Source organism: Saccharopolyspora sp. MMCC62 (assembly GCF_057736575.1).
The window spans coordinates 45169-70105 of sequence record NZ_JBYKCM010000016.1 but is presented as its reverse complement, the minus strand read 5'-3'; the positions used below and the strand labels follow the sequence as shown (position 1 = coordinate 70105).

The window sequence follows — 24937 nt, the reverse complement described above, 5'->3', positions numbered from 1 at the left end:
GTGCCCGAATTGACCGTGCGGTCGACATGCGCTCCGTGCCCGCGTGCGAACATGGGGACATGACCTCGCCCGCTGAACTGGAGCGCGCGCAACTGGAACCGGCTGAACTCGGCGACGAGGACAAGCCGTGGGTCACCGTGGTCTGGAACGACCCGGTGAACCTGATGTCCTACGTGACCTACGTTCTGCAGAAGATCTTCGGTTACAGCCGGGACCACGCGACCAAGCTCATGCTCGACGTCCACAACAAGGGCCGGGCCGCCGTGTCCTCGGGCGCCAAGGAGAAGGTCGAGGGCGACGTCGCGAAACTGCACGCCGCAGGCCTGTGGGCCACGATGCAGAAAGACTCGTGATCACGTGAACGGCTGGACTCGCAAGAACGGGCACGTCGTCGCCGAGCTCTCCCAGCAGGAAGCGGCCGTGATCCGCGGGCTCGTCGGCCAGATCAAGGACATGCTCACCGCGCGCGCCGACGAGACGCCGCAGGACGAGCTGGCCGAACTCACCGGCATCCGCACCGGCCCCTCCACCCCGCCCGAAGACCGGGTGCTCGGGCGGCTGCTGCCCGACTTCTACCGGCGGGACCCCGAGACCGGGGAGACCGACGAAGAGCAGCCCGAAGCCGCGGGCGCCATGCGCTCCCTCTACGAACCCGAACTGCTCGACGTGAAGACCGGCGTCGCCGCCGTCGTCCTCGACACCTGCCCCCGCGAAGGCGGCCGGGTCGTGCTCAGCGGCGAGCAGGCCGACAACTGGATGGCGGCGCTCAACGACGTGCGCCTCGCCCTCGGCACCGCCCTCGACGTGCAGGACGAGATGCCGGAAGAACCCCCGGAGGACGACCTGCGGCGGGAGCACCTCGGGGTGTACCAGTGGCTCACCTGGGTCCAGGACAGCCTGGTCGACGCGGTCTCTTCTTGAGGGGGGTTCTTCGTTCCCCAGCCTGATTTTCGGGTGGGGTGGCGGAACCTCAGCCGCCTTCTCGCTGCGGGATCTTTTTCCCGAGTGGCTCCGCCACGAGGGAAAAAGCTGTCCTCGCGAGAAGGCGGCTGAGAACCCGCGGGTGGTCCTTTTGCTTTGGTGGTCGCTGCTCAGCGGCTTTGCCGCTGACAAGAGGTAGATCGGGCGGCGGGTTGCTCGGTCTCGGTTTTCGGGGCCGCTCCCTGCGGCAGGATGGGGGGATGGCTGCCGGGACGCGGGATTCGATCGTGGACGTGGGCGGGGTGCTCGTCGGGCACCACCAGCGGCTGGACGAGCGGTGGGCCACCGGGACGAGCGTGGTGCTCACCCCCGGCGGCGCGACCGCCGCGGTGGACGTGCGCGGCGGCGGCCCCGGCACCCGCGAGACCGACGTGCTGGAACCGACGCACCTGGTCTCGCAGGCCCACGGCGTGGTGCTCACCGGCGGCAGTGCCTACGGGCTCGCCGCCGCCGACGGCGCGATGAGCTGGCTCGGCGACCGCGGCTACGGCTTCCGCGTCGGCGAGCACGCCCGCGAAGTGGTGCCGGTGGTGCCCGCCGCCGTCCTGTTCGACCTGCCGATGGGGGACTGGGGCAACCGGCCGGATGCCGAGTTCGGCCGCCTCGCCTGCGACGCCGCCACCGCCGAGGAGCGCCGCGAGGGCAACGTCGGCGCGGGCACCGGCGCCGTCGCGGGCTCGCTCAAGGGCGGCATCGGCACCGCGAGCGAGGTCTTCCACAGCGCCGCGCTCGGCATCGACGTCACCGTCGGCGCCCTGTTCGCGGTGAACTCCCTCGGCGCCGTGATCGACCCGGGCACCGGCCTGCCCTGGGACGGGCACCCCGGTCTGCGCGCCCCCGCCGAAGCCGAGGTCGTCGCCGCCCGCGCCCGCACCGGCCCCGCCGCCGGGCGTCCCAGCAGGCACGGCACCGCATCCCGCCCCTTGAACACCACCATCGGCGTCGTCGCCGTCGACCTCGCGCTCACCAAGGCGCACTGCAAGCGGATCGCCGTCGCCGCCCACGACGGCCTCGCCCGCGCGATCCGGCCCGCGCACTCCCTCGCCGACGGCGACACGGTGTTCGCGCTCGCCACCGGCGAACGCGAGCCGGGTGCGCAGTGGGTTCCGGTGCTCGACGAGGTGTGCGCCGTCGCCGCGGGCGTGGTCCGCCGGGCGATCGTGCAGGCCGTGCTCGCCGCCGAACCCGTCGGCGAGGTGACGTCGTACACGAGCCTCTACCCCTCGGCGCGGGAATGAACCATCGTGGGCGGACGTTGATCCCGCAAACGGCACCGGACAGCGGAATTCCGCATGTTGGACACCGGTGCCCCACTTAGTAGGATGGTGCCTGTGCTGGTGATTCGACGTGACCTCGTGGACGCGATGGTCGCGCACGCTCGACGGGACCACCCGGACGAGGCGTGCGGCGTCATCGCCGGTCCCGACGGGTCGGACCGCCCCGAGCGGCTCATCGAGATGATCAACGCGGAGCGTTCGCCGACGTTCTACCGGTTCGACTCCGGCGAGCAGCTCAAGGTGTGGCGGGGGATGGACGAGGCCGACGAGGAGCCCGTCGTCATCTACCACTCGCACACCGCGACCGAGGCGTACCCGTCGCGCACCGACGTCTCGTACGCCTCGGAGCCCAACGCGCACTACGTCCTCGTGTCCACCAGGGACCCGGAGACCCACGAACTGCGCTCCTACCGGATCCTCGACGGCGTGGTGACCGAGGAACCGGTGCAGATCGTGGAGTCGTACATGTTCGCCCACACCGGCGCCGACGAGGTGCCCGACCAGGGCTGAGCCGCACCCGCCGCCCCGCCGCGGCGGGTTTCGGCGTGCGCAAGTTCCGTTCAGTAGTCCTCGTGGACAGGGAGGTTCCCATCATGGCAATCAAGGTCTCGATCCCCACCATCCTGCGCAGCCACACCGACGGGCAGAAGTCCGTCGAGGCCAGCGGCAGCACCGTCGCCGAGGTCATCAACGACCTCGACAGCAAGCACGGCGGCCTCAAGGACCGGCTGGTCAAGGAAGGCTCGCTGCACCGCTTCGTCAACGTCTACGTCAACGACGAGGACGTGCGCTTCGCCGGTGGCCTGGAGGCCAGCGTGGCCGACGGCGACAACGTGACGATCCTGCCCGCCGTCGCCGGCGGCATGCGCTGATCTCCCACCGCCGCTGAGACTGGAGGCTCGTCGTGGCCCGCTACGACTCGCTGCTCGACGCGCTCGGTGACACCCCGCTGGTGGGCTTGCCGAACCTCTCGCCCGCCGCCGACGTGCGGCTCTGGGCGAAGCTGGAAGACCGGAACCCGACCGGTTCGATCAAGGACCGCGCCGCGCTGTCCATGATCGAAGCGGCGGAGAAGGAAGGCAGGCTCACCACCGGCTGCACCATCCTGGAGCCCACCTCCGGCAACACCGGCATCTCGCTGGCGATGGCCGCGAAGCTCAAGGGCTACGGCCTGGTGTGCGTGATGCCGGAGAACACCTCCGAGGAGCGCAGGCAGATCCTGCAGGCCTTCGGCGCCCGCATCGTGTCCTCACCCGCGGCGGGCGGCTCCAACCAGGCGGTCGCGGTCGCCAAGGAGCTGGCCGAGCAGAACCCGGACTGGGTGATGCTCTACCAGTACGGCAACTCCGCGAACGCCGACGCGCACTACCGGGGAACCGGGCCGGAGATCCTGCGGGACATGCCGGGCATCACGCACTTCGTCGCGGGGCTGGGCACCACCGGCACCCTCGTCGGCGTGGGCCGGTACCTGCGGGAGCAGAAACCGGGCGTGCAGATCGTCGCGGCCGAACCGCGCTACGGCGAACTCGTGTACGGGCTGCGCAACCTCGACGAGGGCTTCGTGCCGGAGCTCTACGACCCGGACGTGCTGTCCCGGCGGTTCTCCGTCGGTTCCTACGACGCGCTGCGGCGCACCCGGCAGCTGCTGGAGTCGGAAGGGATCTTCGCGGGGATCTCCACCGGCGGTGTGGTGCACGCGGCGCTCACCATCGGCGAGAAGATCGCCGCCGCCGGGGAATCGGCGGACATCGTCTTCGTCGTCGCCGACGCCGGGTGGAAGTACCTGTCCACCGGCGCCTACGGCGGCACCCTCGACGAGGCCGCACAACGCCTCGACGGACAGCTCTGGGCCTGAGCCCGGCGCGCGGAAGGCCCATCCGAGCACGCCTCGGGTGGGCCTTCCGCCGTTCCCGGGGCGGTACCGCGGCTGGTGCGCGGACCGGCGGTCAGCGTTCGGTCAAGCCCGCTTCGTGGGCGATCAACCCGGCCTGCACCCGGTTCGCGCACTCCAGCTTCACCAAGGTCCGGGACACGTAGCCCTTCACCGTCGCCTCCGACAGGAAGAGGCGTTCGCCGATCTGCGCGTTGGACAGGCCGTCGCCGATCCCCGCCAGCACCTCCCGCTCCCGGTCGGTGAGTTCGCGGATCGCAGCCTGCGCCCGCTGCCGCCCGGACCCGTCCGAGGCAGCGACCAGGCGCTTCGCCGCCTGCGGGGACAACACGGTGTGCCCGTCCGCGGCGACCCGCACCAGGCCGATCAGGTCCTCGGGCGGAGTCGACTTCACCAGGAAGCCGGACGCCCCGGCCCGCAGCGCCCGCAGGACGTGCTGGTCCGCGTCGAACGTCGTCAGCACCACCACCGCGGGCGCCTCGGGCAGCCGCGCGATGCGTTCCGTCGCGGTCAACCCGTCCACGCCCGGCATCCGCAGGTCCATCAGCACCACGTGCGGCCGGTGCCGCACCACGGCCTCCACCGCCGCGGCACCGTCCTGCGCGTCGTCCACGACCTCGACGTCCGGCGCCGAACCCAGGATGGTGCGCAGGTGCGCGCACACCATCGGCTCGTCGTCGACCACGACGACGCGGATCGTCTCGCTCACCACGGAAACCCCGTTCACCGCGCGCCTAGCCCGATTCGGCTTCGGCCGTGGGCACGTACCCGGGGAGTATGGCACCGACCTCGAACCCGCCGTCCCCGGTTCGGCCGGACCGGAAGGTCCCGCCGACGAGTTCCACCCGCTGCCGCAGCCCCCGCAGCCCCGTCCCGGAACCGCTGGCGGCGAGTTCGCTCCCGCCCGCGGGATCGGGGCGCGTGTTGCGCACCGCCAGCCGCACCCGGTCCGCGTCGTACTCCACGTGCACCAGCACTTCGCTGCCCGGCGCGTGCTTGTGCACGTTGGTCAGCGCCTCCTGCACCACGCGGTAGGCGGTGCGGCCCACCGACGGGGACACCGCGGTCGACTCGCCGAGCTCGGTGAGCCGCACCAGGACGCCCACCGACTCCGATTCGGCGATCAGCCCGGACAGGTCGGGCAGCGCCGACTCGGCGACCACGTCCGGTCGCCCCTCGCCGGAGCGCAGCACGCCGAGGAAGTCCCGCAGCTCGTCCAGCGCCTGGCAGCCGCCCGCGCGCAGCTCCTCGGCGGCCTGCCGGGTCGCCGCGTCCTGCGCGGTCACCCCCAGCGCGCCCGCCTGCAGCACCATCAGGCTCACCCGGTGCGTGACCACGTCGTGCATCTCGGAGGCCAGCTTCGCCCGCTCCTCGGTGCGCACCTGCTCGGCCAGCAGGTGCTGCTCGCGCTCGGCCCGCTCCGCCCGGTCCCGCAGCGCCGCCACCAGTCGCCGCCGCGCGCCGGTCCACAGCCCGAGCAGCGCCGGGAACGCCGTCACCCAGACCGCGTTGTTCAACGTCTCGCCGTCCGGGTTCGTCCACGGCCGCAGCGCCGTGAACACCACCGCGGCGACCAGCACCCAGCCGGTGGCGCGCCACCGGGCCCGGGTCTCGAACGCGGCGAACGCGTAGGTGAGGAACGGCAGTTCCCCGGGCATCCACGGATCGGAGTGCTGGTTGATCGCGAACAGCGCCCCGGTCCCCGTGCTCACCGCGGCGAGGTGCACCAGCATCATCACCAGCGCGATCGCCAGCAGCACCACCGGGTAGCGGCGCCGCACCAGCAGGCCCAGCGTGAACAGGTTGAGCACCACCTGCGCGACCCACTCCCCGCCGAGCCACCGGAAGTCCTGCGGCGGCACGTCCGGCGGGAAGAACACGGCCAGGATCGGGCCGAGCGGGAACAGGACGGCGACCAGCACCACGTCGAACACCGCATCGCGCGGGGTGTCCCAGAGGTGTCGCCACAGCGGGCGTTGCACAGCCACACCGTAGCCGCGGATCTCGGGCGGACCGCCCGAATCCATCCCGCCGTCGGCCGCGAACCTACGGAAGTCGCACCTGCGCACGACTTCCGTCACAGCAGGAACCGACCGAAATCCGTCGCGCCGGTCGCTCCGGGTGGAGTGGAATGGGCATCGATCACGGACGCCTCCTGGGGGAGACCATGCAGACCGACGTGCGCGCCACCGCGGCGCCGCCGACCACCACCGCGGGACCGCCCGCGTTCGCCCGCCGCCCGCTGCTGCTCATCGCGGCCGCCTTCGCCGTCGTCCACCTCGGGGTGGGGGCGTTCGGCGGCTACTGGATCGACGAGGTCTACATGCTGGCCGCGGGCCGGTACCACCTGGACTGGGGGTACGTGGACCAGCCACCGCTGGCGCCGCTGCTGGCCGGCGCGATGGGATGGCTCGCCCCCGGTTCCATGATCGTGCTGCGGCTGCCCGCGGTGCTCATCTCGGCGAGCGGCGTGCTGCTGGCCGGGCTGCTGGCGCGGGAGCTCGGCGGCGACCGGCGCAGCCAGGTGCTCACCGGGCTCGGGTTCGCGACCGGGCTGTGGACCTCGCTGGTCGCGCACTGGATCACCCCGTACACGCTGGAGGTGCCGCTGTGGATGTTGCTGTGCCTGCTGCTGGTGCGCTGGTGCAGGCAGCACGCGGCCGGGCGGGCCGACGACCGGCTTTTGCTCGCCCTCGGCGTCGTCATCGGCGGGACGATGCAGGTGAAGGTGCACGTCGCCGTGCTCTGCGCGGCGCTGCTGCTCGGCCTGCTGGTGTTCGGACCGCGTGACCTGCTGCGGCGCCCGATGTTCTGGGGGTGCGTCGGGATCGCACTGGTCATCGCGGCACCGACGCTGATCTGGCAGGCCGTGCACGGGTGGCCGCAGCTGGCGATGAGCGAGGTGGTGCAGGCCGAAACGCCGATCCTCAGCGGCGGCCGGAGTGGCGCAGCCATCTCGATGGTGCTGTACGCGGGGATCCTCGGCGTCCCGCTCTGCGCCTACGGCGTGGCGCGGATGTTCACCGCCGCCGAGTTCCGCCCGTACCGGTTCATCGCGGCCGCGGCCGTCGCGCAGTACGTCTTCTACATCGCCACCAGCGGACGGCCCTACTACGTCGTCGGCATGTACGGCGTGCTGCTCGCGGCCGGTGCGGTCGCCTTCCAACGACGCCGGGAGGCGCGGGCCGCGGCCGGCGGTCGCCGCGCGGCGTGGCTCGTGTGGCCGGCCGGGGTGCTGTCGGTGCTCGCCGCCGGCGCCGTCGTGGTGATGTCCTCGCTGCTGGCCACCGCGTTCGGCGTGCCCGCCGACCGGGCCCTCGCCCAGGAGGTCGCCACCGCGTACCGGCAGCTGCCCGCCCAGCAGCGGGAGCACACGGCGGTGGTGGGGGAGAGCTACATCCTCGCTGCGATGCTGGAGGCGCACACCGACGAGTTCGGGCTGCCACCGGCGCACAGCGCGCACCGCGGTTACGGCTACTTCGGGACGCCGGACGAGAGCGCGGACGCCGTGCTGTTCGTCGGCGAGGACCCGGAACCGTGGCGGCCGCACTTCGCCGAGGTGCGCCGCATCGAGGGTGGCGGAACCCCGCTGTGGTCGTTCACCGGCCGCCGGGAGCCGTGGCCGCAGCTGTGGGAACAGGTCCGGAGCTTGAAGTAAGGCCCGCCGGGAACCGGGCCGCACCACTGAAATCGGAGAACACCTCGTGTCCACAGAAGACAGTCAATCCGCCGGGCAGGTCCGGCTGCGGCCACCCCGGCACCGGGTGGAGCACCGCGCCATCGGCTGGTGGTCCGCGCAGGCGGCGAGCCTCGTCGTGCCACCGGTGGTGGTGCTCGCCGTGCTCGCCGTGCTGATCGCCCCCGCCCGACCCTGGCTGCTGCTCGGGCTCGCCGTCGTGGCCGTCCTCGGCATTCCCTACCTGCTCGTGATGCCGCAGTGGCGCTACCGGGTGCACCGCTGGGAGAACACCGAGGACGCCGTGTACACCGCTGCGGGCTGGCTGCGGCAGGAGTGGCGGGTGGCGCCGATGTCGCGGATCCAGACCGTCGACACGGTGCGCGGCCCGCTGCAGCGCGCGTTCGGGCTCGCCAGCGTCACGGTCACCACCGCGTCCGCCGCGGGTCCGCTGCGGATCGACGGGTTGGACCACCAGGTCGCCGCCGAGCTCGTGGAGCGGCTCACCGCGACGACCCAGGCGGCGCCGGGAGATGCGACATGAGCGCGCCGACGGACTGGCGGCGGCTCGACGGCCGGGTCGTGCTGGTGCCGGTGGTCCTGGCGCTGCTGCCGCTGGTGCCCACCCTCGCGGTGATGCTCGTCGCCGGGACGAAACCCGGCGGCGTCGCGGCCACGGCGGGGATCTGGGCCGCCTGCGCGGTGCTGATCGCCGTGAGCACCGGACTGGACTGGTGGTTCGGCTCCTACCGGGTCGGCGAGGAGCGGGTGGAACTGCGCAAGGGCGTGCTGTCCCGCAGCCACCGCTCGCTGCCACGCGACCGCATCCGCAGCGTCGACCTCACCGCCGACCCGATGCACCGGGTGTTCGGGCTGTCCGTGGTGAAGATCGGTACCGGAGCGCAGGGCGATGGCGAGCTGAAGTTGGACGCGCTGGCCCGGCCCGACGCGGAACGCCTCCGGGCCGCGCTGCTGCTCCGCGAGTCCACTTCGGACGAATCTCCGGAGGGGGTGGCGGAGGAGCCCCGGGGAGGGGTGCTGGCCCGGTTGCGCCCGGCGTGGCTGCTGTACTCCGGGGCCACGATGTCGCTGATCCTCGCCGTCTGGGGCGCGATCGCCTCGACCGTCGGCTCGTTCTCCGAACTGCTGGTCAAGTTCGGGGTGTACCGGGTCGTCGGGGAGGAGCTCCAGGCCGTTCCGCTCTGGCTGGCCATCGTCGTCCCGGCGTTGGTGGTCGTGCTGATCGGGGTGCTCGGCTCGTTGCTGCTGTCGTTGGAGCTGTGGTGGGGCTTCACCCTCACTCGCGAACCGGCCGGAACGCTGCGGGTGCGGCGCGGACTGCTCACCCAGCGGTCGATCTCCTTGGAGGAGAGCCGGTTGCGCGGCGTGGAGCTGTCCGAACCGCTGCTGCTGCGCTGGGTCGGCGGTGCCCGCACGCACGCGGTCGCCACCGGGCTCAGCGACGAAGCCGGGGGAAAGCAACCGGACGCGAAGACGTTGCTGCCGCCCGCGCCGCGCGCGCAGGCCCGCCGCGTCGCCGCCGCGGTGCTGCGGGAGGAGAGCTTCCCCGTCGACGGGTTCACCACGCACCCGTCCGCCGCGCTGCGCCGGCGAATCACCTGGGGGCTGCTGGTGGCGCTGCCGTTCGCCGTCGTCGCGGTCGTGTCCGCGGTGCTCGGATGGATTCCGATCGGCCTGGCGGTGACCGTGGTGCCGTCGGCGGCGCTGCTCGGGATCGCGTTCGGCATCGACGCCTACCGCAACCTCGGGCACCGGCTGCACGGCGCCTACCTGGTGAGCAGGCGCGGCACCGCGCTGCGCCGGACCGTCGCGCTGCGCCGGGACGGGATCATCGGCTGGCGCTTCGAGCAGTCGGTGTTCCAACGCCGATCCGGGCTCCTGGACGTGGTGGCCACCACGGCGGCGGGAACCGGGCAGTGCGCGGTTCCCGACGTGCGTGCCGGTGACGGGCTGGCACTGGCCGAGGACGCGGTACCGGGCCTGCTCGCCCCATTCCTCGAACCGGTGCCACCGATTAATACCCGCGACGAGTAGGACCGTTCGGGTGAGATGCGTTTCGCAGTGATCCGGGGAATAGCAGGAAGGCGCCGTGGCCCGCGGAAACGCGGTGATCAATAAACAGATTAATCCGAGTTCGAGAATCGGAGCCGAGCGGGCGCGGATCCAGCGACCCGCTCGGTTCTTCGGTTCGTTCTCACGCCCGGGGCAGCGCGGCCACCGGGCGTGGTGGAGCGAGGGTCAGCGGTCGAAAGCTCCGCGCTTGAGACCTCCGAGGAAGTCCGTCCACCGCGCGGGATCGACGACGAAGTAGCCACCCGGTCGGTCCTTCGTGTCGCGCACGCCGACGCGCGCGACCCCGAACCCGACCTCCACGCATTGTCCCTGGTGCGTGCTCCGGGTGCTGGTCCGCCAACCCGTGAGGTATTCCATCTACAGCTCTCCTATGCGCTCGTGAATCACTTGAATGGACCCTTCCGGGTCGATCGCGTGTGCGCGTAGATGGTCCATCATCGTCACGTATTTGGACAGCTCGTTATCCCGTTCGAGATACAGGCCTCCCACGTGGGTTTCGAGATAGACCACATCCGGATCGACGTGATTGGAGTAGCGCAGGATGACGAATGGCCCTGCCTGCGCGGGATGCGCTCCGGCGTCCAGCGGCATGACCTGCAGAGTCACGTTCGGGAGTTCCGCCAAAGCGAGTAAGTGCTCCAATTGGCGGCGCAATACCGCCGAACCGCCCACGCCGCGGCGCAACGCCGTCTCGCCGATCACCGCCCACAGGTCCAGCGGCTGCGATCCGGTGATCCGGTCCTGCCGCTGCATCCGCAGCTCGACGCGGCGGCCGATCTCCGGTTCGTCGGCCCGGATCAAGGTGGACTTGGTGATGGCGTACGCGTACTCCGCGGTCTGCAGCAGGCCCGGGATCGCCTCGGATTCCCAGGTGTGCATCGAGGAGGCCTCGGCCTCCAGCCCGACGTAGGTCTCGTACCACTCGGGCAGCACATCGCTGTAGGAGTGCCACCAGCCGCGTTTCCGGGCATCCCGAGCCAGGTTGATCAACTGTTCGCGTTCGGCGCCGTTCACCGCGTAGAAGTCCAGCAACGCGCTGACGTCGCCGATCGATGGGGAGCGCTTGGCCGTCTCGAATCTGCCTATCTTCGCCTGGGTGCAACCGAGGTGGGTGGCGGCCTGCTGCTGGGTGACCTCCGCCAGTCCTCGGAGCCTGCGCAGCTCCGCGGCGAGGCGGCGGCGACGCACCGTGGGACTCACTGTCATGGCGATCAGTGTCCACCCTGCGAACCGAGCGTCACCATCGCGTCACCCAACCGACATCCTTTTCCCGGTGTCGGCGGCGCGCACCGGGCCCGCACCGGGTGGCGCGGCAGCGGTCGGAACTCCTGCCGCCGCTGGGTTTTCCGGCTCGGCACGGCGGTGCCCGACCCCGGTCCGCTGGTCCAGGGATCGGGGCCGGGCCGCGCTGCCGGAAGGATGCGGCGGCGACCGGATCGTCACGCCCGGCCGCCCGATCCCGCCGACACGCGGCCAGCGCTCACGCAGAGCGACCGCTCCGCGGGAAACCGGCCGGTCCCGAACCAGGACGAGTGACGAAGGCTCACGGGCGGGGGATGTTGCGCAGGTTGCTCCGCGCCAGCTGCACCATCTTCCCGACCCCGCCCGAGAGCACCGTCCGGCTCACCGCCAGCGCGAACCCCTTCACCTGCGTACCGGTGATCTTCGGAGGGATGGACAGCGCGTTCGGATCGGTCACCACGTCGACGAGGGCCGGGCCCGGCCGCGCCAACGCACCCTCCAACGCCTCCCGCACTTGGCCGGGCCGGTCCACCCGCACCGAATGGATGCCCGCCGCGGCCGCGATCGCAGCGAAGTCGATCGAATCGTGGTCGGTGCCGAAGTCCGGCAACCCGTCCACCAGCATCTCCAGCTTCACCATGCCCAGCGACGAGTTGTTGAACACCACGACCTTCACCGGTAGCCGGTGCGTGCGCAGCGTCAGCAGGTCGCCCAGCAGCATGGACAGCCCACCATCGCCCGCCATCGCGACCACCTGCCTGCGCCGGTCCACCAGCTGGGCGCCGATGGCCTGTGGCAGCGCGTTCGCCATCGACCCGTGCACGAACGAGCCCAGCACCCGGCGGTGCGCGTTCGGCGTGACGTACCGCGCCGCCCACACGTTGCACATCCCGGTGTCCACCGTGAACACCGCGTCCTCGGCGGCCAGGTCGTCGAGCACGTCGGCCACGTACTCCGGGTGGATCGGCACCTGGTTGTCGACGTTGGTGGTGTACGAGTCGACGACCTGCTCCAGCTGGTCGGCGTGCTCGCGCAGCATCCGGTCCAGGAACGAGCGGTCCGTCTTCTGCCGCAGCTTCGGCAGCACCGCGCGGATCGTCTCCCGTACGTCGCCCTGCACCGCCAGGTCCAGCACGGTGCGCCTCCCCAGGTGGGTCGGATCGATGTCCACCTGCACCGTGTTGGCCTGCGGCAGGAAGTTGTCGTACGGGAAATCGGTGCCGAGCAGCACCACCCGGTCGGCCTTCTGCATCGCCTGCTGGCAGGCGCCGTAGCCGAGCAGCCCGCTCATCCCCACGTCGTACGGGTTGTCGTACTGGATCCACTCCTTGCCGCGCAGCGCGTGCCCGACCGGGGCCTGCACCGTGCTCGCCAGCCGCATCACGTCCTCGTGCGCGCCGCGGGTGCCCGCGCCGCAGAACAACATCACCCGCTCCGCGGAGTTGAGCGATTCGGCGAGCCGATCGACCTGCGTCGGCGAGGGCACCACGATCGGCGGTTCCGAATCGACCACGCCGGTGCCGGTGGGGCGCGCCGCCGACTTGTGCGCGACGTCCCCGGGCAACACCAGCACCGAGACGCCGCGCCGGCCGACCGCGGTCTGCATCGCGCTGCGCAGCAGCCGCGGCATCTGCTCGGGTTGGGAGAGCAGCTCGCAGAAGTGGCTGCACTCGTTGAACAGCTCCTCCGGGTGCGTCTCCTGGAAGAACCCGGTGCCGATCTGCTCCGACGGGATGTGCGAGGCCAGCGCGAGCACCGGTGCCCCGCTGCGGTGCGCGTCGTACAACCCGTTGATCAAGTGGAGGTTCCCCGGCCCGCAGCTGCCGGCGCAGACCGCGAGCCGCCCGGTCAGCTGCGCCTCGGCGCTCGCCGCGAACGCCGCCGCCTCCTCGTGCCGCACGTGCACCCATTCGATGCCGTCGGTGCGCCGGACCGCATCGACCACCGGGTTGAGACTGTCCCCGACGATGCCGTAGATCCGTTGCACACCTGCTTGCGCGAGCACTTCGATGAACTGGTCGGCCACGGTCGGCATGAGGTCTCCCGGAAGGTGGGGTGCTGGTGCCTCCCGTCTACGCGGGGCGGTGCACCCCTGCAACTCCAGGACGTAGTGCCGCGTTCACCGCCCGTTCGGGGGACATCGGTAACGTCTCCGCTCCGATCGGCGATCAGTGGGTAGTCGATGTCGACGTGTTCCTCGAAAACTCCTCCAGGAAAGGGAAAACGGTGAGCCTGCGCCTGTACACCTTTTGCGCGCTGTCCGTGACCGCCTCGGCTCTGGCCGGGCTGTTCTTCGGTGGGTTCATCGCCACAGATGGTCAGGAGGAAGCGGTGTCGGTGAACACCGTCTCGCAGACGGTGTCGGAGACCGCGCCGCAGCTGCCCTGACCGAGGTGGTCCTGCTAGCAGTCGCCTGGGCGGTCGGTGGCCGCCCAGGCGAGCGAGGGGTTCGGCGTGCACTAGCGTCGGGGCATGAGCGAACAGCAGCGACTCGCACCGGGTGACGCCGCCCCCGATTTCTCCCTGCCGGACGCCGACGGCAAGACCGTGGCGCTGGCCGACTACGCGGGCCGTTCCCTGGTGGTCTACTTCTACCCGGCGGCGAGCACTCCCGGCTGCACCAAGGAGGCGTGCGACTTCCGGGACAGCCTGGCGCCGCTCGACGACGCCGGGTTCGACGTGGTCGGCATCTCCCCGGACAAGCCGGAGAAGCTCGCGAAGTTCCGCGACGCCGAAGGCCTCACCTTCCCGCTGCTGTCCGATGTGGACAAGTCGGTGATGACCGCGTGGGGCGCTTTCGGGGAGAAGAAGAACTACGGCAAGGTCGTGCAGGGCGTGATCCGCTCGACCTTCGTCGTCGGCCCCGAGGGCAAGATCGACAAGGCGCTCTACAACGTCAAGGCCACCGGCCACGTCGACCGGCTCCGCAAGGACCTCGGCATCTGACGACCCGCGTCACCGGAGGGGACGGTTCCACCGTGGAACCGTCCCCTCCCGCATGTTCCCCGTCGGTGGGTGAACGGACCGTTCATCCGATCCCGTTGGGCGAACGGTCCGTTCACCCGAGTCGTCGGCTCGGCCGCCGCGAACCCGCAACACGTCCCGGCTGATGGGTGAACGGACCGTTCGTCCCGTCAGATCGGTCGAACGGTCCGTTCACCGCGCTCGGCGATGGCGGTCGGCCGGTGTCCGGTGGAGCGAGTGAACGGACCGTTGGTCCCGTGCGGTTGGGCGAAGGGTCCGTTCACTCCGGTCGGGGAGTGCGGGTGGCCTGGTGCCCTGTCGGCGTGAGTGAACGGACCGTTGGTCCGATCCGGTTGGGCGAAGGGTCCGTTCACTCCGGCCCCGGAGCACGGGTGGCCTGCCGCACTGCCGCACGGGTGAACGGACCGTTGGTCCCGTGCGGTTGGTCGAACGGTCCGTTCACTCCGGTCGGGAGGTCCGGCGGAGCGGGCGTGGCATGGGTGAACGGACCGTTCGCCCCATCCGGCTGGACGAACGGTCCGTTCACTCCGGATCAGTCGAGGGCCATGTAGATCGCCACCCCGGCCGCGATCACGACCACCAGGTAGCGCAGCAGCGTCGCCGGTATCCGCTGGGCGATCTTGCCGCCGACGTAACCGCCGAGCACGGTCGTCGGCGCGACGAGCAGCACGGCGGCCCAGTCGACCGGTGCGATCGCCGAGTACACCACCAGCGTGACGGCGCTGCCGATCAACCCGAGCCAGTTCTTCAGCGCGTTGAGCCGCCGCATCGTGTCGTTGACGGCGAGCATGAGGATCGCGATGAGGATGACGCTGCGCGCCCCGCCGAAGTAACCGCCGTAGATGGAGGCGAGGAAGAGCCCGAACGACAACCACCCGAGGCGTTCGGCACCGCCCTCGGTCCGGCCGAACCAGCGCTTGATCGTGTTCTGGAAGGCCATGAGCACCGCGGATAGCCCGATGAGCACGGGCACCACGGCGTCGAACACCTCGCCGGGCAGCACCATGAGCAGCACGCAGCCGATGGAGGAGCCGACGGCCGCGGCGATGGACGTCCACAACAGCCGCCGCGGCGCGCCCTTGAGGTCGTCGCGCTGCCCGACGGCGGCACCGACGAAGCCGGGTCCTTGCACCACGGAGTTGGTCACGTTGGCGACCAGCGGCGGCATCCCGGTGGCCAGCAGCGCCGGGAACACCAGCAGCGATCCGCCGCCCGCTACGGCGTTGATCGCCCCGGACAGGAATCCGACGACGAGCAGCAGCACCGGTTCGATCCATTCGCTGAACACCAGCGGAACCTAACCGCCGCCGCCGCGGGACCGGGACCTGGGGCGACCGTCGTCACAGCGGTATTCCGCCTGGTGAACGTCCTCGGGCGCGCAGTCGGGCGGTATGGGCGGAATGCGCTGGTCGGTTCACCGCGCTGGGACTGGGGCGCGCACGGGTTCCGGCAGGTCGACGTCGAGGCCGTCGGGAACGGCGGGGACGTCGGCGGGTTCGACGCGGCGGCGCGGCGGGGGAGCGGCGAGCGAGTTCGCGGCGTGCAGCGCGGCGAGCACGCTGAAGGTGACGGCGGCGGACGTGACACCGACGGACACGCACACGAGCAACGGCTTCATCGAGGTTCTCTCCTTCGGCGAAAACTGTGCGGCGGGCACCGGGGTCGCCGATCGGACCGGAGGTTCCGGGCCGCGCAGGGGCCGGAGCGCGAAGGGCCGGCGCGTGGTGCGTCCCTGCACCGCGCCGCGCGGCGATGTCCGCCCGATGGCGAGAGGTTGCGGAGCCCGCCCCGATTCGCGGACCCACCGGACACTTCGCGGGATCGCCGCTGGTCGTTACGCGGCGTCCAGGGGAAGTCCGGCGGGAGTAGTGCAGCGCACACCCGGCATTCGGGCGGTGCCGCGCCGGGCCTTGTGCCGATCGGCCGCCGCTCGGCTGTGCCACCTCGTCGCCGCGGTTCGGCGAAGTCGCCGAGCGGGTGCGCCGTCCGCGTGAAACCCGATGCGCGGTCCGCCATTCGCATGATGATCGGGCCGACCCGGCACTGCGCCGACGATCTTTCCGGGACCATCGGTGGCTTCGTCTCCGACGAGGGGAGATCCGGTGACCGGCCTGGAGGACGCTGCGCTGAAGGCGGGCAACATCGTGGTGCGCGGCGCTGTCCGCGCCTGGCTCGCGCAGCGCAGCGCGGAGAACCGGCGCGGCGCGGAGTTGACCGAGCTCATCGGGTTGCGCTTCGGTGGCCTGTCCGCCCGGTCCCGCCGAGATCTGGTGCGGAAGCTGGAGGAGGCGGGCGACACCGCGGGCGCGCACCTGCAGGCGTGGTGCGAACGGGAGTGCGCCGACCTCGACGAGGCCGAGCGCGCCGCGGCCGTCGACGCTGCGGTGGACGCGTTGTCCGACGCCGACCTCTCGGACGCGACCTTGCTGCGCGTCGACCTCGATCCGGTGTCCCTCGCCCGGGAGGTCCGCCGCCAGGTGCCGTCCGCACCGCGCCGGGCCGGGTTGGGCGAGTCGGCGCGGGCACTGTTCGACCGGGTACTGGACCACGGTTGTGTGCAGCTGGTGCACCTGGTGCGCGAGCTGCCGGAGTACGAGGAGCGGCTCGCCGAGGAGGCGCTGCGCCGCCTCGGCACCGTCCTCACCGGCCTCGACCGGGTGCTGGACCGCCTCCCGGCCACGAGCCTCGACGCCCCGGCGGGCGCCGACCGGGACGAGGAGTTCCGCCACCGCTATCTGGCGGCGATGGCCCGCAAGCACGACGACCTGGAGCTGATCGGCGTCAGCGTCCGCAACTTCCGCCCGCGCACCACGCTGTCGGTCGCCTACCTGAGCCTGAGCGTGGACACCGCGTTCCAGCAGGACGCGGACTTCGAGCTCAACGAGCGGCACCACCTCGGCGGTTCGCAGCGGATCGAGGCCGCGCTGGGCCGAGCCGACCGGGTGCTGGTCCGCGGCCAGGCGGGATCCGGGAAGAGCACGCTGCTGAGCTGGCTGGTCGTCACGGCTGCGCAGGAGCGGTTCGGGCCCGCGCTCGAAGCCTGGAACGGCTGCGTGCCGGTCCTGATCAAGCTGCGCAGCCACGCGGGCCGCCCATTGCCGGCGCCCGCCGAGTTCGTCGACCTGCCGACGTTGCCGCCGGTGCCGGACGGCTGGATGCACCGGCAGCTCGACGCGGGCCGGGTGCTGCTGCTCGTCGACGGGGTGGACGAGGTCCCGCCCGGGCAGCGCCGGAAGATGCGGGCCTGGCTGGACGAGCTGCTGCAGGGTTATCCGGGCATCCGCGTGGTCGTCACCGCGCGTCCGTCCGCGGCCGGTGCCAAGTGGCTCGCCCACGAGGGGTTCAGCGCGGTGACCCTCGAAGACATGACACCCGGTGATGTGCGCGAGTTCCTGCGCCGCTGGCACGAGGCGCTGCTCGCCGCCGACCGGGACACCCGGTCGTTCGAGCGCCCCGTCCTCGAAGGGCACCACCGCCGGTTGCTGGCCCAGCTGGAATCCCGTCCGCACCTGCGGAACCTGACCCGGAACCCGCTGCTGTGCGCGATGGTGTGCGCGCTCAACCTGGACCGCGACGGCGATCTGCCGCGCAACCGGAAGGGCCTGTACGAGGCGGCGTTGGAGATGCTGCTGGACCGCCGCGACGCCCTCCGCGAGATCACCTCCGCGGTGTCGCTGCCGTACCCGGACAAGCTGGTGCTGCTGCAGGACCTGGCGCACTGGCTGGCGCTGAACAACCGCTCCGAGCTGACCCGTGAGGAGGCGCTGGCCCGGTTCGAGCGCACCCTGGGCCGGTCGACCAGGGCGTCGACCTCCGCGGAGGACGCCCTCGACCACCTGCTGGAGCGCAGCGGGGTGCTGCGCGAACCGGCGGTCGGGCGCATCGACTTCGTGCACCGCACCTTCCAGGAGTTCCTCACCGCGCGGGAATCCGTCGACGATGGCAACGTCGGGCTGCTCATCGACAAGGCCAGCTCCGACCAGTGGCGCGAGGTCGTCATCATGGCGGCGGGGCTGTTCCACCGGCGGGAACGTGGTCGGTTGATCAGCGGAATCCTGGATCGGGCCGATTCGGAGCGCCGCGTCTCCCGTCGTCTCCGGTTGCTCGCCGCGAGCTGCCGCGAATCGGTGCACGACCTGGAACCCGAGGTCCTCGCGCGGCTGGACGACTGCATCGGCACGCTCGTCCCACCCGCGAACACCACCGTCAGCCGGTCACTGTCCACAGTGGGCGAATCACTGCTGGACCGGTTGCCGACGGACCTCTCCGGGCTGAGCCCCGCGAAGGCGGCGGCCTGCGTCTACACCGCCAGCCTGATCAACGGTCCGGATTCCCTGCCGCTGCTGCGGAAGTACGCCGCAGATCCGCGGCTGGCGGTGCAGGACGAACTCATCGACGCCTGGGAGTTCTACGACCCGGAGGAGTACGCCTGCACCGTGCTGCGAGACGCACCGCTGCACGACGGGGCGGCGCTGGTGCGGGATCTCGCACACGTGCCGTGGCTCAAGGAATTGCGGCACCACCGCAGCACGCACGTGGACGTGGTCTCCCCCGCCCGGGAAGATCTCGGCATCTTGCACGACGTGGTGGGGCTGCGGTCCGTCATGATGAGCGGCGTTGGGGAGGTCGACCTCACCTCGCTCGGACGTCATGCAGAACTGATCAGCCTCTCGCTGTTCCACGTGGCCGGGATACGAGGAGTCGGTTCCCTCGCTGCATTGGACGGGCTGACGAATCTGATTCTGTGCCCGCAACGACCTCTCGACGATCTGGAGCCGTTGTCCACGCTGTGGAATCTGAAGCAACTGATCATCGGTCCGCTCTCGAACGAGGTGCCATGGCGTCGGCTGGACCTGCTGAACCGGCTCGCGACGCTCGTCGTGTGGGGGTCATGCTCGGTGGAGCGTTTGGTCAGCAAGCTTCCGCATCCGGAAAAGCTGGTGCAACTCAACCTGGTCGACCAAGTCGAGCTGGACCTCGGCTCCATCACCCGGCTGTGTACCGGGGTTCGTTCTATGTTGCTCTCGAACCCGCGGTTGCACACCGGAAACTGGGCGGGCCTACCTGCGCTGCGCGACATCTACCTGAACGAGTTCACCGATTTCGCGTCACTGGGTGCGTTGGCGGCGAGCAGATCCTTGCGGAACCTCGACTTCGGGGCGTCCGATGTCGTGGATCTCAGCGAATTGCGCAACGTCGACCTGAGCGTCGGCGTCCGGCACGATGCGACCGTGCTGGGTGCGGAGAAACTCCCGCCCGGAACGAACGTGCACTACCGGAATTCAGGCAGGTTCCTCTCTGGTGAGCAGAGGCGAAAGCACGGCCGCGAAAGGTACAACTACTGACCCGCCAGCTCCCGAACCGAAGGCAGCAGCAGCCGCAGCGCCCGCCCCCGGTGCGAGTCCGCATCCTTCTCCGCGGCGGACAGCTCCGCCGCGGTCCGCGTCTCGCCCTCGGGAACGAAGATCGGGTCGTAGCCGAACCCGTTCGTGCCGCGCTCGGCGCGCACCACGGTTCCCGGCCATTCGCCGCGCACCACGGTCTCGGTGCCGTCCGGCAGCACCAGCGCGGCGGCCGAGACGAAGGCGGCACCGCGCCGCTCGTCGGGCACGTCCCCGATCTGGCCGAGCAGCAGGTCCAGGTTCGCCTGGTCGTCGCCGTGCCCGCCGGACCAGCGGGCGGACAGCACGCCGGGCATGCCGTTGAGCGCGTCCACGGCGAGGCCGGAGTCGTCGGCGACGGCGGGGAGTCCGGTGGCGCGGGCCGCGTCGGCGGCCTTCGCGAGCGCGTTCTCCTCGAACGTGGCCCCGGTTTCGGGTGCTTCCGGGAATTCCGGTACCGCGTCCAGGCCGACGACCTCGATGCCGGTGACGCCTTCGGCTTCGAGGATGCGTCGCAGCTCCACGAGCTTCTTCGCGTTGCGGGTGGCCAGCAGCAGGCGCGTCACCGGGCACCGCCGGGGAGTTCACCGGGGTACGGCGCGGCGAGCGCTTCGGCCTGCTTGCGGGACAGCTCGGCGCAGCCGTTCAGCGCGAAGTCCACCATGGTGTCCAAAGTGGACCGCGGGAAGGTGGCGCCCTCCCCGGTGCCCTGCACCTCGACGAGGGTGCCGTGGTCGGTGGCGACCACGTTCATGTCCACCTCGGCGCGCGAGTCCTCCTCGTACGGCAGGTCCAGCCGCACCCGGCCGTCCACCACGCCGACGCTCACCGCGGAGATCGAGCAGGACAGCGGCTTCGGGTCGGACAACCGGCCCGCGGAGCTCAGCCAGGTGACGGCGTCCGCGAGCGCCACGTACGCGCCGGTGATCGCCGCCGTGCGGGTGCCGCCGTCGGCCTGGATCACATCGCAGTCCAGCGCGATCGTGTTCTCGCCCAGCGCCGCCAGATCGATGCAGGCGCGCAGCGAACGGCCGATGAGCCTGCTGATCTCGTGGGTGCGGCCGCCGATGCGGCCCTTCACCGATTCGCGCACTCCGCGGGTGTTCGTCGCCGACGGCAGCATCGCGTACTCGGCGGTGACCCAGCCGAGGCCGGAACCGGTGCGCCAGCGCGGCACCCCGTCCTGCACGCTCGCCGCGCACAGCACGCGGGTCTTCCCGAACTCGACCAGGACCGAACCGGCAGGCCAGTCCTGGTATCCGCGGGTGATTCGCACGTCCCGGAGCTGATCGTCGCTCCGCCCATCCGCTCTCGCCACGCGCCCACCCTAACTGCCGGGGTCGCGCCCGTTCTGGGTGGCGGTGACCGGAGCGCTACCAGTCGAGGGTGCGCCACTCCACGGCCTTCGGCCGCCGCCCCGTCGCCAGGAAGTCCCGCAGCGCCGCCGCCAGCACCGCCGGGTCCACGCCGCTGCCCGCGGGGAACTCGGCGTCTTCGCTGATCAGCGCGGGTGATTCCGGATCGCCGTCGAGGACGGCGTAGTCGTGGTCGGTGTCGATGTGGCTCAGGTAGCCGTAGCCGCCGGACACTGCCGCGATCACGTCGTGGTCGAGCATGCCGGTGGCGGAGTCCGCGGGCTCCCGGCCCTCGTGCCAGATCGTCGCCGGGCCCGCGTTGGGCTCCGACAACCGGCGCACCAGGTCGTCGACCTCGCCCGGTTCGGTGACGCTGAGCCCGTCGCCCGCGTTCGCGTCCGCCGTCGACGCGATCGACCACACCGCCGTGATCGTCATGCTCGTCCTTCCCGCCGCGCCCGCGGCGCGCTTAGATCAGGTAGTCGCGACCGGCCTCGACGACCTCCACCGGGCCGTCGAACTCCTCGGTCGCCTCCCGCAGGATCTCCTGCGGGTCGGTCCACGGTTGCAGGTGGGTCAGCAGCAGCTGCCGCACCCCGGCCCGCTTCGCCACCCGCGCCGCCTGCCGCCCGGACAGGTGTACCCCGTCGGGGCGATCCGGCGAGTCCGACCACGACGCCTCCGCCAGCAGCGCGTCCGCGCCCCGCGCCAGCTCCTCCAACGCCGCGCACGGACCGGTGTCCCCCGTGTAGGCCAGCACCCGGTCGCCCGCCGCCACCCGGAACCCCCACGCCGGGCACAGGTGGTCCACCGCGAACGCCGACACCCGGAACGGGCCGACTTCCGCGGGCACGTCGACACCCCCGAACTCGTACACGTCCCCCAGGTCGGTCTCCGCCAGCTCCGCGGCGTTCGGCGCGTACAACCTGGTCAACCGGTCCTGAGTCTCCGGCGGGCCGAACACCGGCAGCTTGCGGCGCGTCGTGTCGTGCGGCGGCTCCGGGTGGTAGCGGCGCAGCACCGTCAACGCCCCGAAGTCCGAGCAGTGGTCCGGGTGCAGGTGGCTGAGGAACAGGCCGTCCAGCTCGAACGGGTCCAGGTGGCGCTGCAGCGCTCCCACGGTGCCGTTGCCCAGGTCGAGCGCGATCCGCGCCCCGCCGGCTTCGACGAGGTAGCCGGAGGCGGGTGAATCCGGCCGGGGCAGGCTGCCGGAACATCCGAGAATCGTCAGCTTCACGCTGACGAGCCTGACATGGCGAACGGCCGAGCGGACCCGAAAGCCCCGAACGGCCCCAAGAAGCGGCTCGCCAAGCGGGTGAACCTCGCCGGATCACCCGTCGTGCGGAACTCGTGGGCCGGCTCCTGCGGCCCCGCCAGCATGTCCTGCTCGGTGAGCACCCGCACCACGTCCTTCGCGGTCTCCTCCGCGCTCGACACCAGCGTCACCTGATCGCCCATCGCCAGTTGCAGCACGCCCGTCAACATCGGGTAGTGCGTGCAGCCCAGCACCAGCGTGTCCACATCGGCCCGCTGCAGCGGATCCAGGTAACCCTGCGCCAGCCCCAGCACCTGGCGGCCGCTGGTGATGCCGCGCTCCACGAAGTCCGCGAACCGCGGGCACGCCGCCGTCGTCAGCCGCACCTGCGGGGCCGCGGTGAACGCGTCGTCGTAGGCGCGGGAACGGATCGTCGCCGCCGTGCCGATCACCCCGACCCGGTCGTTGCGGGTCGTCGCCACCGCGCGGCGCACCGCGGGCAGCACCACCTCCACCACCGGCACGTCGTAGCGCTCCCGCGCATCCCGCAGGCACGCGGCCGACGCCGTGTTGCAGGCGATGACCAGGGCCTTCACCCCGCCCTCCACCAGCGAATCGGTGATCGCCAAGGTGCGTTCGCGGATGTCGGCCAGCGGGCGCGGCCCGTACGGGGCGTTCGCCGTGTCGCCCACGTAGCGGATCGCCTCACCCGGCAGCTGGTCCAGCACGGCCCGGGCGACGGTCAGCCCGCCGACCCCGGAGTCGAAGATCCCGATCGGCGCGTTCGTCACGCCGACAGTGTGCCAGGCTGCGCCGTTCCCGAGCCGCGACGAGTGCCGCGCGCCACCAGCCACGCCGCCAGCAACCCGCCTAGCGCCCCGCACAGGTGACCCTCCCACGAGATCGTCGGCTGACCGGGCAGCACGCCCCACAGCAGGCCGCCCCAGTAGAAGAACAGCACCACCGCCACCACGATCTGCCCCAGGCTGCGGTTGAAGAAGCCGCGCACCAGCAGGAACACCATCCAGCCGAACGCCACTCCCGACGCGCCCACGTGCACGCCGCCGGTCGCGATCAGCCAGGTGCCGAGGCCGCCGACGACCCACACGATCGCCGTCACCGCCACGAACTGCCCCACCCCGTTCGCCAGCAGCAGCCAGCCCAGCACCAGCAGCGGCACCGTGTTCGACATCAGGTGGCCCCAGCCATCGTGCAGCAGCGGAGCCCACAGGATCCCGTCCAACCCGCTGATCCGGTGCGGCACGATGCCGTTCTGGTCGAGGTTCCCCGGCGTCGCCTGGTCCCAGAACTCGACGGCGTAGAGCACCGCCACCATGAACGCCATCTGCACCGCCGCGCGCAGCGGATTCCGCGGGAGCACGCGCGGCCGCTCTGGCTGATTCGTCACCTTTTCGAGGTTACGCGGAGGAGTGACCTCGGTGGCTCGGGGACGAGCCGGTACCGCCATCCGGGCCAGCTAAGCTCCCGCACCGTTCGCCGAACCGGAATCCCCAGGAGGTAACAGCGGTGCCCACTCCCGCCGAGCAGGCCGTGCCGGCCGGAGCGCAGCACGGGCACGGCCCCACCTGGGACGCGGGGACCGCGAGCCTGCTGTGGACCGACCTGCGCGCCCGCGCCGTGCACCGCTACGCGCCCGACGACACCGACCACTCCATGCAGGTCCCGCAGCAGGTCAGCGCCGCCAAACCGCGCACCCGCGGCGGGCTGCTGCTGCACTTCGACGAAGGCGTCGCGCTCTACGACGCCGACGGGGAACGCCGCACCTGGCTCACCTTCTGGGCCCGCGACGGGGTGCGGGCCGGCGAGACCACCGTCGACGTGTGCGGGCGGGTCTGGGCGACCACCGTGTGCGAGCACGAGGACGGTGACGGATGGCTCGTCCGGGTCGACCCGACCGGGGCCGCGCACGTCATCGCCGGCGGGATCGCCGCGGGCAACGGGCTCGCCTGGAGCCCCGACGACACCCGGCTGCACCTTGCCGACAGCGCCGCCCGGCGCGTCGATGTGCTGACCGTCGACCAGGTGACGGGCGATGTCACCGCGCGCGATGCCGCGTTCGAGGTCGACGGGGAACCCGCCGGGATGTGCGCCGACGCCGACGGCTGCCTGTGGATCGCGATGCGCGACCGCGGCGAAGTGCGGCGCTACGCGCCCGACGGGCGGCTCGACCGGACCGTGCCGCTGCCGTCGCAGCGCCCCACCGGCTGCTGCTTCGGCGGCGAGGACCTCACCGACCTCTACATCACCACCGCCCGCGACGGCCTCGCCGAACCTGGGGCCGCGGACGGGGCGCTGCTGGTCCTGCCCGGCGCGGGGTCGGGGCTGCGGGCGCACAGCTTCCCGGGCTGACCCGCTCTTCGCGAGTGAACGGACCGTTCGTCCGATCTAGTTGGTCGAACGGTCCGTTGACTCGGGCGTGGTGGCCGCGTCTAGCGGCCCGCTCCTGGGGCGCTCGGGTCGGAGTGAACGGACCGTTGGTCCGATCTAGTTGGACGGGCGGTCCGTTCACTCGGGTGCCGTGGACGAAGCGGAGTGAACGGACCGTTGGTCCGATCTGGTTGGACGGGCTGTCCGTTCACTCCGCTCCGGTGGAGGTGGGTGGGCTCTGGTGATCGTCTCGGCTGCCCGTTGCCTCGGGAGGAGTGAACGGACCGTTGGTCCGATCTGGTTGGGCGAACGGTCCGTTCACTCGGGTGCGGTGGCCGCGCCTAGCTGACCGTTCCTGGAGCGTTCGGGGTCGGAGTGAACGGACCGTTGGTTCGATCTAGTTGGTCGAACG

At 71.3% G+C, this 24937-nt stretch carries 26 protein-coding genes; 13 read left to right on the top strand and 13 right to left on the bottom strand.

Annotation, left to right across the window (positions count from 1 at the left end; genetic code table 11):
* The first annotated feature begins 59 nt into the window (after positions 1-59).
* From clpS to AC29IT_RS27355, 6 genes are all read left to right on the top strand, one after another.
* Positions 60-353 (top strand): ATP-dependent Clp protease adapter ClpS, encoded by a 294-nt coding sequence (gene clpS / locus AC29IT_RS27380; RefSeq protein ID WP_184477241.1) that lies wholly within the window; start codon positions 60-62, stop codon positions 351-353.
* A gap of 4 nt (positions 354-357) precedes the next feature.
* Positions 358-921 (top strand): DUF2017 domain-containing protein, encoded by a 564-nt coding sequence (locus AC29IT_RS27375; protein WP_358438462.1) that lies wholly within the window; start codon positions 358-360, stop codon positions 919-921.
* A 260-nt stretch (positions 922-1181) separates the two neighbouring features.
* A complete protein-coding gene (locus AC29IT_RS27370; RefSeq protein WP_488220577.1) occupies positions 1182-2219 on the top strand; it encodes a P1 family peptidase in 1038 nt (345 codons plus the stop codon).
* 93 nt (positions 2220-2312) lie between these two features.
* Positions 2313-2768: a M67 family metallopeptidase gene (locus AC29IT_RS27365; RefSeq protein WP_308011279.1), complete on the top strand. Its 456-nt coding sequence runs from the start codon at positions 2313-2315 to the stop codon at positions 2766-2768.
* A gap of 83 nt (positions 2769-2851) precedes the next feature.
* Positions 2852-3130 (top strand): MoaD/ThiS family protein, encoded by a 279-nt coding sequence (locus tag AC29IT_RS27360; RefSeq protein ID WP_224959028.1) that lies wholly within the window; start codon positions 2852-2854, stop codon positions 3128-3130.
* 32 nt (positions 3131-3162) lie between these two features.
* The gene (locus AC29IT_RS27355) at positions 3163-4113 is read left to right on the top strand and encodes a PLP-dependent cysteine synthase family protein (protein ID WP_224959029.1); all 951 of its coding nucleotides are present in this window, start codon (positions 3163-3165) and stop codon (positions 4111-4113) included.
* 91 nt (positions 4114-4204) lie between these two features.
* Here the strand turns inward: AC29IT_RS27355 and AC29IT_RS27350 are convergent, their stop codons facing one another.
* On the bottom strand, positions 4205-4858 hold the full coding sequence (locus tag AC29IT_RS27350; protein ID WP_488220576.1) for a response regulator: 654 nt from the start codon (positions 4856-4858) through the stop codon (positions 4205-4207).
* A 25-nt stretch (positions 4859-4883) separates the two neighbouring features.
* Positions 4884-6131, bottom strand: coding sequence for a sensor histidine kinase (locus AC29IT_RS27345; protein ID WP_488220575.1), 1248 nt, complete (start codon positions 6129-6131; stop codon positions 4884-4886).
* Between the two features lie 149 nt (positions 6132-6280).
* Here AC29IT_RS27345 and AC29IT_RS27340 point away from each other — a divergent pair, with 149 nt between their 5' ends.
* The 3 genes from AC29IT_RS27340 to AC29IT_RS27330 are packed head-to-tail and all read left to right on the top strand — an operon-like array spanning position 6281 to position 9880.
* Positions 6281-7807: an ArnT family glycosyltransferase gene (locus AC29IT_RS27340; RefSeq protein ID WP_488220574.1), complete on the top strand. Its 1527-nt coding sequence runs from the start codon at positions 6281-6283 to the stop codon at positions 7805-7807.
* Positions 7808-7853: 46 nt separating this feature from the next.
* The gene (locus AC29IT_RS27335) at positions 7854-8369 is read left to right on the top strand and encodes a PH domain-containing protein (RefSeq protein ID WP_488220573.1); all 516 of its coding nucleotides are present in this window, start codon (positions 7854-7856) and stop codon (positions 8367-8369) included.
* Positions 8366-9880, top strand: coding sequence for a PH domain-containing protein (locus tag AC29IT_RS27330; RefSeq protein WP_488220572.1), 1515 nt, complete (start codon positions 8366-8368; stop codon positions 9878-9880). The genes AC29IT_RS27335 and AC29IT_RS27330 overlap by 4 nt, the downstream gene beginning before the upstream one ends.
* Before the next feature lie 204 nt (positions 9881-10084).
* On the opposite strand, the gene AC29IT_RS27325 is transcribed toward AC29IT_RS27330, so the two are convergent.
* The 3 genes from AC29IT_RS27325 to AC29IT_RS27315 all read right to left on the bottom strand — a co-directional run bounded on the left by AC29IT_RS27325 (position 10085) and on the right by AC29IT_RS27315 (position 13196).
* A complete protein-coding gene (locus tag AC29IT_RS27325) occupies positions 10085-10276 on the bottom strand; it encodes a DUF397 domain-containing protein (protein ID WP_358438439.1) in 192 nt (63 codons plus the stop codon).
* Positions 10277-11125: a helix-turn-helix domain-containing protein gene (locus AC29IT_RS27320; RefSeq protein WP_358438436.1), complete on the bottom strand. Its 849-nt coding sequence runs from the start codon at positions 11123-11125 to the stop codon at positions 10277-10279. It lies immediately after the preceding gene.
* Between the two features lie 337 nt (positions 11126-11462).
* A complete protein-coding gene (locus AC29IT_RS27315) occupies positions 11463-13196 on the bottom strand; it encodes a pyruvate dehydrogenase (protein WP_488220571.1) in 1734 nt (577 codons plus the stop codon).
* A 26-nt stretch (positions 13197-13222) separates the two neighbouring features.
* Between AC29IT_RS27315 and AC29IT_RS27310 the strand changes: the two genes are divergently transcribed.
* Positions 13223-13549: a hypothetical protein gene (locus AC29IT_RS27310; protein ID WP_488220570.1), complete on the top strand. Its 327-nt coding sequence runs from the start codon at positions 13223-13225 to the stop codon at positions 13547-13549.
* 84 nt (positions 13550-13633) lie between these two features.
* Positions 13634-14107, top strand: coding sequence for a thioredoxin-dependent thiol peroxidase (bcp, locus tag AC29IT_RS27305; RefSeq protein ID WP_488220569.1), 474 nt, complete (start codon positions 13634-13636; stop codon positions 14105-14107).
* A gap of 571 nt (positions 14108-14678) precedes the next feature.
* Here the strand turns inward: bcp and AC29IT_RS27300 are convergent.
* Both AC29IT_RS27300 and AC29IT_RS27295 read right to left on the bottom strand, forming a co-directional pair.
* Positions 14679-15434: a sulfite exporter TauE/SafE family protein gene (locus tag AC29IT_RS27300; RefSeq protein ID WP_358438425.1), complete on the bottom strand. Its 756-nt coding sequence runs from the start codon at positions 15432-15434 to the stop codon at positions 14679-14681.
* Positions 15435-15560: 126 nt separating this feature from the next.
* Positions 15561-15764: a hypothetical protein gene (locus AC29IT_RS27295; RefSeq protein ID WP_358438423.1), complete on the bottom strand. Its 204-nt coding sequence runs from the start codon at positions 15762-15764 to the stop codon at positions 15561-15563.
* Between the two features lie 484 nt (positions 15765-16248).
* Here AC29IT_RS27295 and AC29IT_RS27290 point away from each other — a divergent pair, with 484 nt between their 5' ends.
* Entirely contained in the window at positions 16249-19491 is a 3243-nt protein-coding gene (locus tag AC29IT_RS27290; RefSeq protein WP_488220568.1) for an NACHT domain-containing protein, read from the top strand.
* Here the strand turns inward: AC29IT_RS27290 and rdgB are convergent.
* Genes rdgB through AC29IT_RS27260 form a run of 6 tightly spaced genes read right to left on the bottom strand, consistent with a single transcriptional unit; the run spans position 19485 to position 23482 of the window.
* Positions 19485-20093 carry an RdgB/HAM1 family non-canonical purine NTP pyrophosphatase gene (gene rdgB / locus AC29IT_RS27285; RefSeq protein ID WP_488220567.1) on the bottom strand — a complete coding sequence of 203 codons (609 nt, stop codon included), beginning with the start codon at positions 20091-20093 and terminating at the stop codon, positions 19485-19487. The genes AC29IT_RS27290 and rdgB overlap by 7 nt on opposite strands.
* Positions 20090-20845 carry a ribonuclease PH gene (rph, locus tag AC29IT_RS27280; RefSeq protein WP_258342625.1) on the bottom strand — a complete coding sequence of 252 codons (756 nt, stop codon included), beginning with the start codon at positions 20843-20845 and terminating at the stop codon, positions 20090-20092. Before rph ends, rdgB begins: the two co-directional genes overlap by 4 nt.
* A gap of 55 nt (positions 20846-20900) precedes the next feature.
* Complete coding sequence (locus tag AC29IT_RS27275) at positions 20901-21320, bottom strand: Imm1 family immunity protein (RefSeq protein ID WP_358438415.1); 420 nt, start codon at positions 21318-21320, stop codon at positions 20901-20903.
* Between the two features lie 31 nt (positions 21321-21351).
* Entirely contained in the window at positions 21352-22119 is a 768-nt protein-coding gene (locus AC29IT_RS27270) for an MBL fold metallo-hydrolase (RefSeq protein ID WP_358438413.1), read from the bottom strand.
* Positions 22116-22928 carry a glutamate racemase gene (murI, locus tag AC29IT_RS27265; protein WP_358438410.1) on the bottom strand — a complete coding sequence of 271 codons (813 nt, stop codon included), beginning with the start codon at positions 22926-22928 and terminating at the stop codon, positions 22116-22118. The genes AC29IT_RS27270 and murI overlap by 4 nt, the downstream gene beginning before the upstream one ends.
* Entirely contained in the window at positions 22925-23482 is a 558-nt protein-coding gene (locus AC29IT_RS27260) for a rhomboid family intramembrane serine protease (RefSeq protein WP_488220609.1), read from the bottom strand. The genes murI and AC29IT_RS27260 overlap by 4 nt, the downstream gene beginning before the upstream one ends.
* Positions 23483-23664: 182 nt before the next feature.
* Here AC29IT_RS27260 and AC29IT_RS27255 point away from each other — a divergent pair, with 182 nt between their 5' ends.
* A complete protein-coding gene (locus tag AC29IT_RS27255; RefSeq protein WP_488220566.1) occupies positions 23665-24507 on the top strand; it encodes an SMP-30/gluconolactonase/LRE family protein in 843 nt (280 codons plus the stop codon).
* The last annotated feature ends 430 nt before the right edge of the window (positions 24508-24937 follow it).